This window comes from Streptomyces coryli (assembly GCF_011044975.1).
GTDB lineage: Bacteria > Actinomycetota > Actinomycetes > Streptomycetales > Streptomycetaceae > Streptomyces > Streptomyces coryli.
Genome location: NZ_JAAKZV010000171.1, coordinates 1 through 17,542 on the forward strand (window position 1 = coordinate 1; position 17,542 = coordinate 17,542).

General features: G+C 73.5%; 17 protein-coding genes. 7 read left to right on the forward strand and 10 right to left on the reverse strand.

Going from position 1 to position 17,542, the window contains the following annotated elements; translation table 11 throughout:
- Together G5C51_RS28965 and G5C51_RS28970 are read left to right on the forward strand one after the other, a co-directional pair.
- On the forward strand, positions 1-622 hold a 622-nt coding region (locus G5C51_RS28965; RefSeq protein ID WP_276617679.1), incomplete at its 5' end, for a citrate/2-methylcitrate synthase.
- Positions 623-719: 97 nt separating this feature from the next.
- Positions 720-1,472: a transporter substrate-binding domain-containing protein gene (locus G5C51_RS28970; protein WP_165241375.1), complete on the forward strand. Its 753-nt coding sequence runs from the start codon at positions 720-722 to the stop codon at positions 1,470-1,472.
- A gap of 10 nt (positions 1,473-1,482) precedes the next feature.
- On the opposite strand, the gene G5C51_RS28975 is transcribed toward G5C51_RS28970, so the two are convergent.
- The 5 genes from G5C51_RS28975 to xylA all read right to left on the reverse strand — a co-directional run bounded on the left by G5C51_RS28975 (position 1,483) and on the right by xylA (position 5,839).
- Positions 1,483-2,232, reverse strand: coding sequence for a nucleotidyltransferase domain-containing protein (locus tag G5C51_RS28975; RefSeq protein ID WP_338118329.1), 750 nt, complete (start codon positions 2,230-2,232; stop codon positions 1,483-1,485).
- A 27-nt stretch (positions 2,233-2,259) separates the two neighbouring features.
- Positions 2,260-3,264, reverse strand: a complete 1,005-nt coding sequence (locus tag G5C51_RS28980; RefSeq protein ID WP_338118330.1) for a serine hydrolase — start codon at positions 3,262-3,264, stop codon at positions 2,260-2,262.
- 23 nt (positions 3,265-3,287) lie between these two features.
- Positions 3,288-4,085: an SGNH/GDSL hydrolase family protein gene (locus G5C51_RS28985; RefSeq protein ID WP_165241377.1), complete on the reverse strand. Its 798-nt coding sequence runs from the start codon at positions 4,083-4,085 to the stop codon at positions 3,288-3,290.
- 86 nt (positions 4,086-4,171) lie between these two features.
- Positions 4,172-4,588, reverse strand: coding sequence for a hypothetical protein (locus G5C51_RS28990; RefSeq protein WP_165241379.1), 417 nt, complete (start codon positions 4,586-4,588; stop codon positions 4,172-4,174).
- Positions 4,589-4,678: 90 nt separating this feature from the next.
- A complete protein-coding gene (xylA, locus tag G5C51_RS28995) occupies positions 4,679-5,839 on the reverse strand; it encodes a xylose isomerase (protein WP_165241381.1) in 1,161 nt (386 codons plus the stop codon).
- 103 nt (positions 5,840-5,942) lie between these two features.
- On the opposite strand from xylA, the gene xylB reads away from it, so the two are divergent.
- Positions 5,943-7,361 (forward strand): xylulokinase, encoded by a 1,419-nt coding sequence (xylB, locus tag G5C51_RS29000; protein ID WP_165241383.1) that lies wholly within the window; start codon positions 5,943-5,945, stop codon positions 7,359-7,361.
- 93 nt (positions 7,362-7,454) lie between these two features.
- On the opposite strand, the gene G5C51_RS29005 is transcribed toward xylB, so the two are convergent.
- Positions 7,455-9,056: an MFS transporter gene (locus G5C51_RS29005; protein ID WP_165241385.1), complete on the reverse strand. Its 1,602-nt coding sequence runs from the start codon at positions 9,054-9,056 to the stop codon at positions 7,455-7,457.
- Between the two features lie 129 nt (positions 9,057-9,185).
- Here G5C51_RS29005 and G5C51_RS29010 point away from each other — a divergent pair, with 129 nt between their 5' ends.
- A complete protein-coding gene (locus G5C51_RS29010; protein ID WP_338118331.1) occupies positions 9,186-9,821 on the forward strand; it encodes a TetR family transcriptional regulator in 636 nt (211 codons plus the stop codon).
- 9 nt (positions 9,822-9,830) lie between these two features.
- On the opposite strand, the gene G5C51_RS29015 is transcribed toward G5C51_RS29010, so the two are convergent.
- The 4 genes from G5C51_RS29015 to G5C51_RS29030 are packed head-to-tail and all read right to left on the reverse strand — an operon-like array spanning position 9,831 to position 14,524.
- Positions 9,831-10,613 carry a DeoR family transcriptional regulator gene (locus tag G5C51_RS29015; RefSeq protein WP_165241387.1) on the reverse strand — a complete coding sequence of 261 codons (783 nt, stop codon included), beginning with the start codon at positions 10,611-10,613 and terminating at the stop codon, positions 9,831-9,833.
- Between the two features lie 22 nt (positions 10,614-10,635).
- On the reverse strand, positions 10,636-11,673 hold the full coding sequence (pdxA, locus tag G5C51_RS29020) for a 4-hydroxythreonine-4-phosphate dehydrogenase PdxA (protein ID WP_165241389.1): 1,038 nt from the start codon (positions 11,671-11,673) through the stop codon (positions 10,636-10,638).
- Entirely contained in the window at positions 11,670-13,028 is a 1,359-nt protein-coding gene (locus G5C51_RS29025) for a four-carbon acid sugar kinase family protein (protein WP_165241391.1), read from the reverse strand. Before G5C51_RS29025 ends, pdxA begins: the two co-directional genes overlap by 4 nt.
- Positions 13,025-14,524 (reverse strand): GntP family permease, encoded by a 1,500-nt coding sequence (locus tag G5C51_RS29030; protein ID WP_338118332.1) that lies wholly within the window; start codon positions 14,522-14,524, stop codon positions 13,025-13,027. Before G5C51_RS29030 ends, G5C51_RS29025 begins: the two co-directional genes overlap by 4 nt.
- A gap of 147 nt (positions 14,525-14,671) precedes the next feature.
- On the opposite strand from G5C51_RS29030, the gene G5C51_RS29035 reads away from it, so the two are divergent.
- From G5C51_RS29035 to G5C51_RS29045, 3 genes are all read left to right on the forward strand, one after another.
- On the forward strand, positions 14,672-15,895 hold the full coding sequence (locus G5C51_RS29035; RefSeq protein ID WP_338118333.1) for an ROK family protein: 1,224 nt from the start codon (positions 14,672-14,674) through the stop codon (positions 15,893-15,895).
- A gap of 99 nt (positions 15,896-15,994) precedes the next feature.
- Positions 15,995-16,189 carry a hypothetical protein gene (locus G5C51_RS29040; RefSeq protein WP_165241405.1) on the forward strand — a complete coding sequence of 65 codons (195 nt, stop codon included), beginning with the start codon at positions 15,995-15,997 and terminating at the stop codon, positions 16,187-16,189.
- 21 nt (positions 16,190-16,210) lie between these two features.
- The coding region (locus tag G5C51_RS29045) for a P-loop NTPase family protein (protein ID WP_165241393.1) at positions 16,211-17,542 on the forward strand (1,332 nt) is incomplete at its 3' end.

The window sequence follows — 17,542 nt, forward strand, 5'->3', positions numbered from 1 at the left end:
CCGGCTCACCGACCGCCCCGCCGACACCACCTCGGTCCGCGTCCTCGACACCGCCCTCGCCCTGCTCATCGACCACGACCTGGCCGCCTCCACCCTCGCCGCCCGCGTCGCCGCCTCCGCCCACGCCAACCCGTACGCGGTCGTCTCCACCGGCCTCAGCGCCCTCGAGGGCCCGCTGCACGGCGCCGCCAGCGGCCTGGCCCACCGGATGCTCGCCGACGCCCTGGAGCGCGGCGCCACCGCCGTCGTCTCCGAGCACCTGCGCGCGGGCCGCCGCGTCCCCGGCCTCGGTCACCGGCTCTATCCGGGCCCCGACCCGCGCGCGCAGCTGCTCTTCACCCTCCTCGACGGCGTCCCGCGCGCGCACCACGCACTCGAGGCCGCACACCAGGTCGCCGAGCTCACCCGCCGCCACACCCCGCTGCACGCGAACGTCGACATGGCCCTCGCCGTGCTCTCGCTCAGCTCCGGCATGCCCGCCGAGGCGGGCGAGACGGTATTCGCCGTCGCCCGCACCGCGGGCTGGATCGCCCATGCCCTGGAGGAGTACGACGAGCGGCCGCTGCGCATGCGCCCGAGCGGCACGTACACCGGCCCGCGGCCGCCGCGCCCGCTCCCGTAAAGCGCAGGAAACCGGACTCCGTAGCGGCGGCACATTCACCGATGGCAAGATGCCGCAAGGTCCATATCCGACCCCCCACTTCTGCCCAGGAGCATTCGTGCCTTTCGTCCGTTCCCTGCCGCAAATATCCACCGCTGCGGCGGCCGTAGCGCTGCTCGCCGGCTGCGGCGACTCCGGCACCGAGGCCTCCGACCTCCCCCTGGTGAAGAAGGGCACGCTCACCGTCTGCGCCGCTCCCCCGGCCGCGGCGGCCGGCTTCGAGGAGCAGCTGGCCGACCGCATCGCCGACGACATCGGCGCCAAGAAGCGGATCGTCGAGGCGTCCCTCGCCGACATCGAGTCCGGCGCCGCCCTCAAGGCGAAGACCTGCGACCTCGCCGCCGGCGTCACCGCCACCGCCGAGCACCGCAAGACCATGGCGCTCACCAAGCCGTACGCGCCCGCCGACCACGCGCTCGTCGCCCAGAAGGACGCCGAGTACGAAGACCTCGGCGACCTGAAGGGCAAGAAGCTCGGCGTCCAGTCCGGCACCGCCGCCAAGGCCTACGCCGACGACAAGGCCAAGGACGCCGACGTGATCGTCTACGACGAACTCGACCCGCTCCTCAAGGCCGTCAAGACCGGCAAGATCCAGGCCGGACTCGCCACCCCGTCCGCCGCGCAGGGCTTCGCCAAGGACGGCGCCGAGACCGCCGCCGTCAGCACCGGCGAGCGGCACGCCTTCGCCGCCCGCCGCAGCTCCAAGGAAATCCTCGGCGCCGCGAACGACGCCCTGGCCAAGGCCCGCGAGGACGGCTCGTACGCCCGCACGTACAAGAAGCACTTCGGCAGCGCACCGAAGGGCGCCTGAAGCACCGGGATCACCCGCGCATCAGCGCCGCGTCGTCACCCCAGCTGTCGATCACGTCCCCGTGCCCGGCCGCCCGGGCCAGCGGCTCCACGATCCGGAAGAGCCGGTGCGCGGTCTCGGGCGCGCCCGCGGAAAGGACCTCCTCGAGCAGCGGCACCAGCCGCTCGGCGCTCAACTCCGGGGGCCCGAGCGGGTGTTCGGCGAGATCCCGCAGCAGGTACTTGTTGTACGGCCGCACCCGCCCGTGCAGCGCGAACAGCAGCGTCAGCAGCGGCGGAACCGCCTCCGCGGCGTCCAGCCGCGCCTCGACCAGGCGGCCGTCGCGGGCGTTCTTCAGCCAGCGGTAGACGGCGTTGCAGAACGCGTCCAGCCACCCCGCCGCCATCCGCCGCGCCTCCTCCGGGGCGAGCGTCCCCTTCTCCGCCACCAGCCGGGCGATCAGGCCGTCCGGGGTGTCCTTGAGGACGCGGGCGTGCGTGAAGGCGTAGCGGTTCCACTCGTCGGGTGCGCCGGGGATGGCGTGGGTACGGAAGTCGGCCAGGGACATCGGCACGATGTCGAGCCGGCTGTCCCGGCGCCGTTCGCCGTCGGGCAGCTCGCGCGGGTCGCCGCGCGCCACCAGGAGCACGTCGTAGTCCGACCGCTCCGTGGCCGCCCCCGCGCGCGCCCGGGAGCCGGTGAGCACCACCCCGGCCACCCGGTCGTCACCGGTGACCCGCCGCAGCAGGTCCTGGAATTCGGCCGCGGACTCGTCGCTCACCCGGCCATGCTCTCAGCGGCCGGTGGATCAGTGCGACGCGTTATCCACCAATGCGGGTACGGCGGCCGCGGCCGCCCGCTCCACCAGCGCGATGCCCGCTTCCCGGGTGGGCTGGTCCGCGGAGAGCACGGCGACCAGGACCAGGTGACCGTCGTACGCCACCAGGCCGATGCTGTTGATGTCCCACAGCTCGGTGGTGCTGCGCCGCAGCCAGCCGTTCTTGACCACCCGCGGCGCCTCCGGCGCGGCCGCCGCCGGCACGCCCCAGTCCTGACCCGGGACTATCCGCCCCATCAGCCCGCCGATGAAGGCGCGCGACTCCGCGCTCAGCGGGGAGTCCTCGCCGAAGACGGCCCGCAGCAGCCGTACCTGGTCCGCGGGGACCGTCTGCGTCAGCCCCCAGCGCCCGGCCTGACCAGCGCTGGTACCCGACAGGCCGAGCGTCTTGTTGGCGGCGTCCAGACCCGCGGCGCCGCCGATGGCGCGCCACAGCACGTCGGTCGCGTCGTTGTCGCTGGAGCGGATCATGTCGGCGGCGAGTTCGCGCTGCCCGCGCGTGGGCTCGGTGCCGCGCGCCTGATGCTGCAGGAGCAGCGCGGCCAGGATGTCGACCTTGACGATGCTGGCGGTGTCGTACGTGCCGGTCCCGGCGCCGCGCCCGGCCGACGCGCCGGTCTCCAGATCCCGCACCGCGATCGCGTACCGCCCGGCGTGCCCGCCGAGCCCCGCGAGCGCGTCGCGGACCGCCTCCTCGGCGGAGGGCGTACGGGACGGGGACGGGCTCGGCGTACGGGACGGCGACGGCGTCGCGGTGGCACTCGGCCCGGGCCGCTCCAGCCGCTCGGTCCGCCCGGGCCGTTCCGTACGCTCCGTCCGCGCGGACGCGGGCGGCCGCGCCGACTGCCCGCCCTTGGCGCGCGTCTCGGCGGCCGCCGCCCTGCCGGACGGGACGGTGCCGCTGGCGGCGGTGAGGGCGGCGATCACCACGAACAGCGCGATCGCGGTCACGTTCCCCCAGCGCTGCACCGTCACCGCCTCCTCACCGCACCGGGTGCTCAGGCAATGCCGTCCAGCACCGGGTAGTAGCCGAGCGACTGGCCCTCGGCCGTCGGGTGGTAGGAGTCCCCGACCGGCCAGGTGACGCTGTGGATCCAGGAGTCGCCCGAGCAGATCTCGTGGCCGGCAAAGGTATCCCGCACGTCGCCGAAGGTGAAGCCGTGATCCAGCGCGCGCTTCTCCGTTACGGAGTTGAGATTCTCGGAGGCCTCGTTGATGGCGGCGCGCTCGTTCTCGGAGAGGCCCGCGACGCAGGAGCCGCCCAGCGTATAGAGCCGCGGGTAGCCGAGGACGACTACCCGGGCGGCGGGGGCCTTGCCGCGGATGGCGTCGTATACGGCGTCGAGGCGGCCGGGGAGCGTGCCGTTGATGTAGGCGTTGGCCTCCGCGACGCGGGCGAGGCAGTTGGCCTCCGACTGCAGCACGCAGGTCGTCATCGTGTCGGCGAAGCCCGCGTCGTTGCCGCCGATGCTGATGCTGACCAGGCCGGTGTCGGCGTTGAGGGCGCCGAGTTGGGTCGCGGTGACATCGGTGGTCCTGGCGCCGGAGCAGGCGGCGAAGGCGAAGGCGGACGGGCCGTGCGCGTCGGCCCAGAGCTTCGGGTACGCGCGGGTGCTGCGCCGGCAGTCACCGCTGGCCGAGTCGTACGAACCGGCGCCGACGCCGGACGAGTACGAGTCGCCGAGCGCCACGTACGGCGGCTCGGCGGCGTGTGCGGTGCCCGCTCCGGTCACGAGGGCCGTGAACGCGGCGAGTAACAGCGCACCCGCCCAGGACGTAACTCTGGCCAGCCTCATGGACACTCCCCGTTCTGTGACGACAGTCACTTCTGTCGTAGCAGCGCACAGGCGTCTCGGGAAGTGTCCATGCCAAGCGAGTCACCCTATTGATCAGGCAGCAGCTCCGTCGGCAAGTCCTCCGGGCTGGTGGGGAGTCGATCGGTCGGGAAGTCCGAGGGGAGCTTGCTCGGGAAGTCCGAGGGGAGCTTGGTCCGCCATTCGCTGGGAATCTCGCTGGGCAGCTTGGTCGGCAGCTTGCTGGGCAGCTTCGTCGGCAGCGAGGTGCCGCCGGACTCCGACGCCGAGGGCGAGCGCGGCGGCGGCGTGCAGCCGCAGTCCTCCTCGCCCCCGCCGCCGGTCAGCGCGTAGGCCACGGCGCCGATGGCGATCAGCGCCGCGGCGCCGGTGGCCGCGAAGATCACGGCCCGGCGCCGCCCGGGCGCCGGCTGCGGCGGCCCGGGGTACGCGCCGTAGTCCTCGGGTGGTGGCGGAGGAGGTCCGGGAGGCGGTGGTGTGCTCATGAGCGCCACTATTGCCGCGTCCGCGAGTGCGTTCGAGGCTCGTAACGAACCCGGGACGGACCGCCTCCCGGAGCCTTACATTCCGGCCCGCTACACCCCCAGCAGGTGGTCCATCGCCAGCTGGTCGAGCCGCTCGAAGGCCATCCCGCGGGCGGCCGCGGCCTCGACGTCGAAGTCCTCGAAGGCGGACCGGTCGGCCAGCAGCCCGGCGATCCCGTCGGCCGCGGTCGGCTGCGCCAGCTGGTCGAGGCGGGAGTCGCGCAGCGCCTGCTGCACCGCGGGGTCGGCGCGGAAGGCGGCGGCGCGTGCCTTGAGGATCAGGTAGTTGCGCATGCAGCCCGCGGCCGATGCCCACACCCCCGCGATGTCCTCGGTGCGCGGCGGCTTGAAATCGAAGGTCTTCGGCCCGCTGTAGCCGGCCGACTCGAGGAGGTCCACCAGCCAGAAGGCGGCCCGCGTGTCGCCGACGCCGAAGCGCAGGTCCTGGTCGTACTTGATGCCGTTCTGCCCGTTCAGGTCGATGTGGAAGAGCTTGCCCGCCCACAGCGCCTGGGCGATGCCGTGCGGGAAGTTCAGCCCCGCCATCTGCTCGTGTCCGACCTCGGGGTTGACGCCGAAGAGCTCGGGCCGCTCCAGCCGCTCGATGAACGACAGGGCGTGGCCGACGGTGGGCAGCAGGATGTCGCCGCGCGGCTCGTTGGGCTTGGGCTCGATGGCGAAGCGCAGGTTGTAGCCCTGTTCGGTGATGTAGTCGCCGAGCAGGTCGAAGGCCTCCTTCATCCGGTCGAGCGCGACCCGCACGTCCTTGGCGGCACCGGACTCGGCGCCCTCGCGCCCGCCCCAGGCGACATATACCTCGGCGCCCAGCTCGACGGCGAGGTCGATGTTGCGGATCACCTTGCGGATCGCGTAGCGGCGGATGTCGCGGTCGTTGGCGGTGAAGGCGCCATCCTTGAAGACCGGGTGGGTGAAGAGGTTCGTGGTGGCCGCCGGCACCTTCATGCCGGTGGTGTCGAGCGCCTGCCGGAAGCGCTTGACGTGCGCCTCGCGCTCGGAGTCCGACGAGCCGAAGGGGATCAGGTCGTCGTCGTGGAAGCTGACGCCGTACGCGCCCAGCTCGGCGAGCCGCTGCACGGACTCGACCGGGTCGAGCACCGGGCGGGTGGCGTCGCCGAACGGGTCGCGCCCCTGCCAGCCGACGGTCCACAGACCGAAAGTGAACTTGTCCTCGGGCACGGGCGTGTAGTCCATTGCCGTCTCCGTCTCCGTCGTCCGACGTATTTCGTAAGGCCGTTTGACAAATTAGTATGCACAGCCAGCCGTGGGAAGAGCGCAGAGGGTCGGAGGCAGACGAATGGGGCCGCTGGTGGTCGGCGTGGACAGCTCCACGCAGTCCTGCAAGGCATTGGTCGTCGACAGCGAGACGGGGCAGGTGGTGGCTTCCGGCCAGGCGCCGCACACCGTCAGCCGGGGCGCGGGACGGGAGAGCGATCCTGAGCAGTGGTGGGAGGCGCTCGGCGCGGCGCTCGCCGCGTGCGGCGAGCCCGCCCGGGAGGCGGCGGCGGTGTCCGTGGCGGGGCAGCAGCATGGCCTCGTCACGCTGGACGCCGATGGTCGTCCGGTACGCCCGGCGCTGCTGTGGAACGACGTCCGCTCAGCGCCGCAGCGCGACCGCCTGGTCGCGGGCCTCGGCGGCCCGAAGGCGTGGGCGGAGCGCACGGGCAGCGTGCCCGCGGCGTCCTTCACGGTGACGAAGTGGGCGTGGCTGGCGGAGAACGAGCCGGAGAACGCCCGCGCGACGGCGGCCGTGCGGCTCCCGCACGACTACCTCACCGGCCGGCTCACGGGCGAGGCGACGACCGACCGCGGCGACGTCTCCGGCACCGGGTGGTGGGACGGCGGCACGGGCGCGTACGACGCGGAGACGCTCGCGCACGTCGGGCTGCCGGCCGACCGGCTGCCTCGGGTGCTCGCCCCGGGCGAGGCTGCGGGCACGGTACGGGCCGACCTCGGCCTGCCACTCCCCCAGGGCGCGCTGGTCGCGGCCGGGACCGGCGACAACATGGCGGCGGCCCTCGGCCTCGGCCTGCGTCCGGGCCAGCCAGTGCTGAGCCTCGGCACGTCCGGGACGGTGTACGCGGTGTCGCGGCGCCGCCCCGCCGACCCGACCGGCGTGGTGGCGGGCTTCGCCGACGCCCGCGGCGGCTGGCTGCCGCTGGCCTGCACGCTCAACTGCACGCTGGCCGTGGACCGGGTCGCGGCGCTGCTGGGCCGCTTCCGCGAGGAGGTGGAGCCCGGCGGCACGGCGGTGATGCTGCCGTTCCTCGACGGCGAGCGCACGCCGGACCTGCCGGAGGCGTCAGGCCTGATCCACGGGCTGCGGCACGCGACGACGGGCGGACAGCTGCTGCAGGCGGCGTACGACGGCGCGGTGTTCGCGCTGCTCACGGCCCTGGAACAGGTGGCCGGCGAGGACGCCGACGCCTCCGCACCACTGCTGCTCATCGGCGGCGGGGCGCAGGGCACGGCGTGGCGGGAGACGGTCCGCCGGCTGTCCGGACGCCCCGTACAGGTCCCGCACGCCCAGGAGTTGGTCGCCCTGGGCGCGGCGGCCCAGGCGGCGGGCCTGCTGCTGGGCGAGGACCCGGCGGCGGTCGCACGCCGGTGGGCGACGGCGGAGGGCCGCACGTACGACGCGATCGACCGCGACGACGAGACACTGAGCCGGATCGGCTCGGTGCTGGACGGGGCGGGGCCCCTGTTCCGGGCGTAAGCCGTCAAGCGCCGGACGGGCTATCAAGCCCGTCCGGCGCTTGAGGACGAGGCGCGAAGCGCCGATACGGCGGCGGAGCCGCCGAGAAGGTACCTACACGTGAACCGACGGGCCGGCCTCCCCGGCCCCCCGCTTCGTGAACAGCGCAATCCCCGCCGCCACCACCGCGATCACCCCGGCGCAGGTCAGCGCAAGCCCCATCCCCGAGATGAACGACCCGTGCACCACCGACCGCATCGCCTCGACGACCTGCTCCGGCGTCCCCTTCGGCGGCGGCGGTGCCATCCCGACCTCCGCCGCGCCCTTGACCGCCGACTCGGTCTTGTCGTCCATCGGCGGCAGCTTGGCCTCCGCCCACCGCGTCGGCAGGTCGCTGTCCACCCGCGCGGCCATCACCGCGCCGAGCACCGCGGTACCGAGGCTGCCGCCCACCTGCATCGCGGCCTGCTGCAGACCACCCGCGACACCGGCGTGCTCCAGCGGCGCGTTCCCGACGATGACCTCCGTGGCGCCGACCATGACCGGCGCAAGACCGAGACCCAGCAGCGCGAACCACAGCGACGTGACCGCCGTGCCGCTCTCCGCGTCCAGCGTCGACATCCCGAACATCGCCACCGCGGTCAGCAGCATCGCCACCACCAGCGGCACCCGCGGCCCGATCTTGGTGATGACCGCACCCGCCAGCGGCGAGGCGACGATCATCATCGCGGTCAGCGGCAGCAGGTGCAGCCCGCTGTCCACCGGGCTCATGCCGTGCACGTTCTGCAGGTAGAAGGTCACGAAGAAGAGGCCGCCCATGAAGCCGAAGGCCATGAGCACCATGAGCGCGGTGCCCGCCGACAGCGGCACCGAGCGGAACATCTCCAGCGGCAGCAGCGGCTCCTTGGCCTTCCGCTCCCACAGGACGAAGAGCACGAAGCACACCACGGAGGCCGCGAGGAAGGCGATGGTCTTCCCGCTGCCCCACTGCCACTCGTTGGCCTTGATCAGCGCCCAGACGAGGCTGAACATCGCGGCGGACAGCAGCACGATGCCGAGGATGTCGAACGACCGCGGCGCGTGCTCCGCGCGGTGATCGAGCAGGATGACGAGGCCGAGTGCCAGGGCGGCGATGCCGACCGGCACGTTGATGAAGAAGACCGACTGCCAGCTGACGTGCTCGACGAGCAGGCCGCCGACGATCGGCCCGGCCGCGGTCGAGGCGCCGATGACCGCGCCCCAGATGCCGATCGCGGCGTTCAGCTTCTCCGCCGGGAACGACGCCCGGAGCAGGCCGAGCGCGGCCGGCATCAGCAGCGCGCCGAAGAGGCCCTGCACCACGCGGAAGGCGATGACCAGCGGCACGCTGGTCGACAGACCGATCGCGCCGGAGGCCGCGGCGAAGCCGACGATGCCGATGATGAAGGTCTGCCGGTGGCCGAAGCGGTCACCGAGCTTGCCCGCCGTGATGAGGGCGACGGCGAGGGCGAGGAGATAGGCGTTGGTGATCCATTGGACGTCGGCGAGCGAGGCGCCCAGGTCCTGCTGGATGGCCGGGTTGGCGATGGCGACGATGGTGCCGTCGAGGGCGACCATCATCACGCCTATGGCGACGGACAGGAGGGTGAGCCAGGGATGGCCGCGGAGCGACTTGCGCGGGCCGCCGGCGGCGACGGGATCGCTCGGCGGCGGTCCCGTGGTGGTGTCGGTGGTCATGGTCCCCAAGCTAATGTCAGCAGCTGACAAATGACAAACACATTCATGCGGCAGTGACTGACGCAGGTCAGGGCGGTGTGACAGGGCGTGACGGGTAAGCTGACCGCGATCCGAAGGGCGGAGTTGCGAGTGACGGGACTGCGAGAGCGCAAGAAGCAGCGCACCCGGGAGGCGTTGATCCGCGCGGCCATCGAGCTCTTCATCGAGCGGGGTTACGAGCAGACCACCGTCGACGAGATCGCCGCCGCCGTGGACGTCTCCCAGCGCACCTTCTTCCGCTACTTCGCCACCAAGGAAGACGTCGCCTTCGCCCTGCACGACATGATCGAGCAGCGCTTCTTCGCCGCGGTCCGCGAGCAGCCGCCCGGGGTGCCGCCGTCGCAGGCGATGCGGATCGCGATCGAGTCCACCTGGAACGGCATCGGGGCGTCGATAGAGGACACCGTGCCGGTGCGCGTCTACATGCGGATGTGGCAGACCATCGAACAGACCCCCGCCCTGGTGGCGGTGCTGCTGCGCCGCTCCATCGACTCCTCCGAGCGGCTGGCCGCCGAGATCGCCCGGCGCGAGGGCGTCGATCTGGAGACCGACCCGCGGCCGCGGGTGGTGGTGGCCGCGTATACGGGAGTCATGCAGGCCGCCGCGCGGCACTGGGGCACGAACGCCGAGGTGACGGTGGACGCGGCGCGCGAGCGCACGATGGCGTATCTGGACCAGCTGGGGCCCTCGCTGAGCGAGGACTGGGGCACCGGCCGCAAGGACTGAGCGGCCCGCTCAGGCCCGTATCAACGCGACGCCCGCGGCCGCGCACGCGTCCGTGAGATCCGCGGGCGCGTCGCCGTCCGTCACCAGCGTCCAGCCCGCGGGCAGCCGGGCCCACGAGGGCGCCTGGGGCACGCTGAGCTTCAACGCGTCGGCGAGCACCACCACCCGCTCCGCCCGCGCCGCCACCCGCTCCTTGACCGCCGTCTCCTCCAGCGTCGGCTCGCCGACCCCGCGGCGCGGATCGACGGCGTCCGCGCCGAGGAACGCGGTCGCGAACGACAGCCGCTCCAGCGCCAGATCGGCCAGCGGCCCGACCAGTCCGTGGCTGAGCCGGCGGACGCTGCCGCCGAGCATCACGACGTCGATGTCCGGCGACTCGGACAGGGCCAGAGCGGTCTCCAGGCCGCGGGTGACGACCATGCTGCGGCCGGCGTCCGCGGCCGCCAGCCGGCGGGCGAGCGCCGCGCACGTGGTGCCGGCGTCCACGAAGATCGCGCCGGTGTCCGGCACCAGCCCGAGCGCCGCGTCCGCGATCGCCTCCTTCGCCTGCCGCCGCATCAGGGCGCTCTCCCCCACCGGCCGCTCATGGAACGCCTCCGGGACCACCGCTCCCCCGTAGGTGCGCGCCACCTTGCGGTCCTCGGTCAGCCGGCCGAGGTCGCGGCGCACGGTCGACGGCGACACGGCCAGCGCCGCCGCCAGCTCCTCCACCTGCGTGGTGCCCTCGCGCAGCAGCTTCAGCAGCGCCTCATGCCGCTCCCTGGTGCCGCGCCGTGCTGCCGGTTGCCCCACCGCTCGCTCCCCTTCAGCCATTTCAGCCGTACGCCCGGCGGATCCGGTCCGCGTACGGGCTGTAGTCCACGGCGGCAAGATACGCCGACAGCATGGTGGCGTGGTCGGCGCGGCCGCTGCCGGCGATGTCGAAGGCCGTGCCGTGGTCGACCGAGGTGCGCAGGATCGGCAGGCCGACGGTGACGGAGATGGTGCCGTCGAAGTCGTAGGTCTTGGCCGGGATATGGCCCTGGTCGTGGAAGTGCGACAGCACGCCGTCGTACCGGCCGGTCAGGCCCTGGTGGAAGACCGAGTCGGCGGGGATCGGACCATGCACGTCCAGTCCTTCGGCGCGGGCCGCCTCGCAGGCCGGGCCGATGTGCTCGATCTCCTCGTCGCCGAAGGCGCCGTTCTCGCCGCCGTGCGGATTGACGGCGGCGACGGCGAGCCGCGGCTCGGACACCCCGAACACGCGCAGCGCGGTGGCCGCTTCACGGATCGCGTGGCCGACCCGCTCCTTGGTGAGCTGGTCGAGGGCGGTGCGCAGGGCGACGTGCCGGGTGGTGAAGAAGATCCGCAGGTGGTGGCCTTCGGCGGCGGTGTTGCGCACCACGAACATGGTGTTCTGGCGGGTGACGCCGGTCAGCTCGCCCAGCATCTCCGTATGCCCGAGGTGCTTCGAACCCGCCTGCCAGATCGCCTCCTTGTTGATAGGCCCGGTGACGATCCCGGCGACCTCGCCGTCGAGCGCGGCCCGGGTGGCGGTCTCGATGGCGGCCACGGCGGCGCGTCCGGCGCGCGCGTCGACCTCGCCCCAGGCGGGCAGGTCGGCACCGAGCACGCCGGTGTCGTAGACATCGATGACGCCGGGGCCCGCGGGCGCGGTCGCGAAGTCCGTGACCGTACGCACCTCGACGTCGAGTCCCGACGCCTCCGCGCCGCGGCGCAGCGCGGCGGCGTCGCCGACCGCGACGCCGTGGTGGTCCTCCTGGCCCGCCGTTTCGGCGAGCGTACGGGCGGTGATCTCCGGGCCGATGCCGGCGGGGTCGCCGAGGGTCACGGCGAGGACGGGACGGGTCATCGGTGGCTCCTTTGCTGGAAGTGCTGTGGTGCGGTGCGCGTTCGGGCTGCCGGTACGAGTCTGCGCGCGGCGGCCGCCGCCCGGCGCAGGTGGGCGACGCAGGCCAGGGTGGTGCCCGCGTCGCCCACCAGACCGCCCTTCGTGACGACGGGCAGCCCGGCCCACGGCCCGGCGACGAAGCTGCCGGCGACGGCCAGCGGGACGAGCTCCTCCTCGACGTCCAGGCCGAGGGCGCCGAGTTCGGCGAAGAGGGCGGCGGAGACATCGCCGCCGGTGGCGAAGACGCCGTCCACCGGGCGGTGTTCGAGCGCGGCCCGTACGGCGCGGGCGAGGGCCGCCGGCAGCGCCTCGGCGTCCGGCCCGCTCAGCGGGACCACATCCGCCTCGTCGAGCACGGTCGCCAGCAGCACCACCTCGCCGGGACCTGCGATGGCGAGCGCCTCGCCCAGGACGGCCGCGGTGGCGGCGACATCGGGCACCGGGCCGCGGCCGTACGGCACGGGGCGTACGACATGCACCCGCTCCTCGGCGCGCAGCCGGGCGAGTTGGGTGCGGGTCAGCGCCGTCGCGGAGCCGGACACGGCGAGCAACGGGGCCGCCTCGGCGCGGCCGCCGAGGCCGAGCGCGAGCGCCAGGGCCACCGAGCCGGGGCCGGAGTCCACACCCACCCACGCGATCTCGCCCTGACCCGCGGCCACGGCGGCGGCTGCGGCCCGCCGCAGGTGGTCGGCGGTCAGCGCGTCCGCGACGATCACCTCGGTGCCCGTCGCGAGCTGTTTGCCGGCCAGGGCGCGCAGTTCGGCCGGGTCGCCGGTGACGGCGGCCAGCGGCAGGTGGGTGATCCGCAGGTCGGCCTGGCGGCGCAGCAGGGCGGCGACGTCGGAGGTGGGCAGCGGGGAGCGCGGATCGCGGGCCAGCTCCGTCTCCTCCAGGCGGACGCCGTCGAGGAGTTGGGTGCCCTGCACGGTGTGCCGCCCGGCGCCGGGGTGGGCCGGGGCACAGAGGGCGACGGCGCGGCGCCCGGTGGCGGCCCGTACCGCCTCCAGGGCGGCGGCGGTGGACGCGCCCGGGTTGCCGCGCAGGGTGGAGTCCACGCGGTTGCTGACCAGCCGCGCGGGGCCGGCCGCGGCGATGGTGGCGGCGACCCGCCGGGCCGCCTCCGCGGGCGGGCAGTGCCGGCTGTCGGTGCTGACGACCACCGCGTCGAAGCGGTCCGCGAGTTCGGCGACCGCCGCCGGGTCCTGCCCGGCGCCGACCGTCACCGCGCGCAGCCCGACCCGGGCGAAGCCGGCCGCGGTGGCGTTGGCGCCGGTCAGGTCGTCGGCGACGACGAGTACCGCAGGGGCGCCGGTCACAGGAACAGGCTCGCGATCAGCAGCAGCGGCAGCGAACCCGCCCACACGGCGGTCGTGATGCCGGACCAGCCGCGCATCGCCGCGACGCCGTCGAGGCCGGTGAAGCGGGTGACGACCCAGAAGTACGAGTCGTTGAAGTAGCTGAACACCATCGACCCGGCGCAGCAGGCCAGCGCGGCGAGCAGCGCCGAGATGCCGAGGCCGTCGACGAGCGGCGCGGAGACGGACGCCGCGGTGATCATCGCGACGGTGCCGGAGCCCTGCGCGACCCTTACCAGCGAGGCGACGAGGAACGGCACCAGCACGCCCGGCAGGCTCCAGGAGGAGATGGTCTCGGCCAGTTCGTCGCCGACGCCGGTCTCGCGGAGCACCTGCCCGAGCGCGCCACCGGCGCCGGTGATCAGGATGATCAGCCCGGCGGAGGCGGCGGCCTCGGCGAGCCAGCCACCGACCTTGCTGCGCGGGATCCAGCGCGGCAGCAGCACGTATACGGCGAGGACGAGGCCGATGAGCAGCGCGACGACCGGGTGGCCGATGAAGGCGAGCGCCTCCGGGACCGGGGACGGGTCGTACTTCGTCTCGTCCTTGAGGGCGGCCTCGCCCTGGGAGTTCTTGTCGATGGCGGTGGCGACGGTGTTCACGACGATCAGGAGCAGCGGCACCAGGAGCGGGAGAAAGGCGGTGAAGGCGCCCACACGGTGCGGCTTCGCGCCCGCGGGCGGGGTGCCGAGCGCGGCGGCGGGGTCCGGCTGCGCGGGACTGTCGTCGTAGCCGCTCGCTTTATCGACGGGCGCGTCCGCGCCGCCACCGCCCACGCGCGCGGCGGTCGCCGGGATTTCCGCCTTGCCGTAGACCGCCTCCCGCACCTCCGTGCTGATCTCGCTCTCCAGCTTCGGCCCCATCCACTTCGCGTACCCCACGACGACGGGCAGCAGCACGACGCTGAAGGCGAGCCCCGCCAGCACCAGCCCGCCGAGGTCCGCGCCCAGGATGCCCGCGACGCCGAGCGGTCCAGGGGTGGGCGGCACCAGGTGGTGGGTGAGCGTCATCCCGCAACCGAGCGCGAGGGCCAGGGTTACGTAGCCGGCGCGCTTGACGCGGGCGATGGAGCGGGCGAGCGGGTTCATGATGACGTAGCCCGAGTCGCAGAACACCGGGATGGAGACGACGGCGCCGGTGGCGCCCATCGCCCACGGCTCGCGGCCCTTGCCCAGGGCGCGTACGAAGGTGCGGGCGAGGGCATCGGCGGCGCCGGACACCTCGAGGATCTTGCCGAGGCCGACGCCGAGGCCGATCACGATGCCGATCGAGCTGAGCGTCGTGCCGAATCCGGTGGTGATGTACTCGATCACTTTGCTGGCGGGCGCCCCGGCGACGAAGCCCGTCACCAGGGAGGCTATGAGCAGGGCGACGAACGCGTCGAGCCGGGTGCGCAGCACGATCACGATGATCGTGGCGATTCCGAGCACGAGCGCCGCCAGAAGCTGAAGATCCACGCTGACCTCCTCCGACCGGCTGGGAGCCGCCATCATGCAGCCACCAACCTGCGCAGAACAAGCAGTGTGCATGGATTAGTTGCTCAGACTGAGCATCTTCAGGCTTCGCTAGAGTCGTTCCCGCAGACCAGAGGAGAGGAGCCGGCCGTGGCAGCGCCCCTGCCCAACACCCAGCAGGCGATGCGGCAGCGCAATCTCTCCCTCGTGCTGCACACCCTCGCCGCCGAGGGCCCGCTCTCCCGCGCCGCCGTCGCCGCGCGGATCGGCGTGACCCGCGCCGGGGTCTCCGCGCTCGTCGAGGAGCTGCTGCGCCTCGACCTGATCACCGAGCTGGGGCCAGGACGCCCCGGCACGGTCGGCCGCCCCGGCTCCGCCCTGGCCCTGAACGAGAACGGCCCCTGCGGCATCGGCGCCGAAGTGGGCGTGGACCACCTGTCGGTGTGCGCCGTGGACCTGCGCGGCAAGGTGGTCGCCCGGATCGCCGTGGACGCCGCCAACCGCGGCCGCGCGCCCGAGCCGCTGCTCGCCGAACTCGGCCGCCTCGTCACCGCCGTCGCCGCCGAAGCCGAGTCCACAGGACTGCGCCCCGCGGGCCTCACGGTGGCCGTCCCCGGCCTGGTGGCCCGCGGCACGGACACCGTCGTACGGGCCCCGAACCTGGGCTGGAAGGGCGTCGAGATCCCGGCCCTGCTGGACCCGGCGCTGACCGCGCGGCTCCCGGTCACCGTCGACAACGAGGCCAATCTCGGCGCGCTCGCCGAGCTCTGGCTGGCCCCCACCCCCGTCGCCAGCGACTTCATCCACGTCTCCGCCGAGATCGGCATCGGCGCCGCGCTGGTCGTCGACGGCGCGCTGCTGCGCGGCGCGCACGGCTTCGCCGGCGAGCTCGGCCATGTTCCGGTACGGCCCGAGGGCCCCGACTGCGGCTGCGGCGGGCGCGGCTGCCTGGAGCAGTACGCGGGCGAGGAGGCGGTGCTGCGGGCGAGCGGGCTCGCGCCCGAGGAGGAGGCGGGCCGGCACCCGGGCCCCGGCGCCCGCATCGCGCTCCTGGCCGAGCGCGCGGCCGCCGGCGACGCGCGCGTCCGTACCGCCCTCGAGGAGGCCGGCACGGCGCTCGGCATCGCGCTGGCCGGGGCGGTGAACATGCTCGACCCGGGCGCCGTCGTGCTCGGCGGCGCGCTGGCCGGACTCGCCCCCTGGATGCTGCCGGCGCTCGAGGCGGAGCTGGGCGGCCGGGTGGCGGATCCGGCGCGCACGGTGCGTACCGAGGTGTCGGCGATCGGGGCCGACGGGCCGCTGCTGGGGGCGGCGCACAGTGTGGTGCACACCGTTCTCGACGCGCCCGCAAGTTACGCAAGTCCGCTTGAGTGAATTACTACGAATCACCCATTCACAGCTATGTGCAACCACTCCCCGGTGCCACGCTGTAAGTGAATCGCGACGGTCCGTCGTCCTCACTTGGAGAACAACGTGGTTCTGTCAATCTCCGGCGTAGTACTGCTGGGAATCATTGTCTTTCTCTTCTTCCGCAAGGACGGACTGAAGCTCTCGCACGCGATCATCTGTGCGCTCTTCGGTTTCTACCTTGCGGGTACCGCCATCGCCCCCAGCATCAAGGCGGGCGGCGCCAGCCTTGCCAGCCTGCTGGGCGGGATCAAGATCTGACAGTTGCCGGAGTGTGAAGAAGTGACACGACGGCCGCTGCCGCGCATCCTCACCAGCGGCGAGCGGCGCGGACACGCCGGGCGCGGACGCGAGCTCGCGGACGGCGCCGGCGAGGCGCTGTCCCCGCTGCTGACGCTGTCCCGCGGGACGGCACGGCTGGCCGCGGTGGTGCGGCAGCAGTGGCTGGCGACACCGCGGGACCGGCGCGGACCGCTGCTGTTCCTCGTCGGGGCCTGCCTGCTCTTCACCTGGCTGATGCCCTTCGGACCGGTCATCGCCGTGGCCGCGCTGATCGCGGTGGCGGCCTGGATGGGGCGGGACCGTATCGCAGGAGAGGCGGACGCGGAGGAATCCGATGCACCGGGGACCTCGCCCTCGGATTCCCGGCTGCGGATGCTGTACGAGGCCCTTGTCCCGTATTTCGCGGTCGACGGCGACCCGAACCCCGCCTATGCGCACGGCGGCGACTGGCACGCCGTATTCAGCGAAGCGGAATTCGACGACGGCGGCAAGCCCAGCGCGCTCCGCATCCGCTATCCCGGGTATTTCCGGGACGGCGAGCAGGCGCAGCGCGCGGTGGTCGAGCGGGTGCTGCACGCGAAGCTCGGGCGGGGCCGCGAATACCACTTCGACTGGTACGAGGAGGAGAACCTGCTCTGGGTGCGGGTCCTCGCCCCGCTCCCCGTGGACGTAACCGCGCAGCGCTTCGTCACCGGCCCCGGCGAGGTCCTGCTCGGCATCACCGACCAGGCGTCCGTGCCCCGCACCGTCCCCGTGCGCGCCGGCGAGACCGAGCGGGACGAGCCGCCGGTCCTGTGGCGTACGGGCGTCCGCTCGACGGCCCCGCACCTGCTGGTCCTCGGCCAGCCCGGCACCGGCACCACGACGCTGCTGCGCTCGCTGGCGCTGCAGGCCGTGCGGCAGGGCGATGTGATCGTCGTGGACGGCGCCGGGACCGGCGAGTACGCGTGCCTGGCGGGCCGTTCCGGGGTGCTGGGCGTCGAGAGCGGCCTCAGCGGCGCGATCGGCGTACTGGACTGGGCGGCACGCGAGACGGAGCGCCGCCTGGCGGGCGACTCGACGGCGGCCGCGGCGGGCGCCCGCCCACGCCCCCTGTGGCTGATCGTCGACCGCCCCGCGGTCCTCTCCCACCTCGCGGCCGCCGACGGCCGCGGCGACCCGCAGGAGTTGCTGCGGGTCCCGCTGATCCACGGCCGCCCGGCGAACGTCACCGTCGTGGTCGCCGACCAATTCGACGCCACGGACTCCCTGACCACCGCCGTCCGCGGCCAGACCCGCGCCCGCGTGGTCCTGGGCCCCGCAACCCCCCACCAGGTAGAGGCAGTCCTGGGC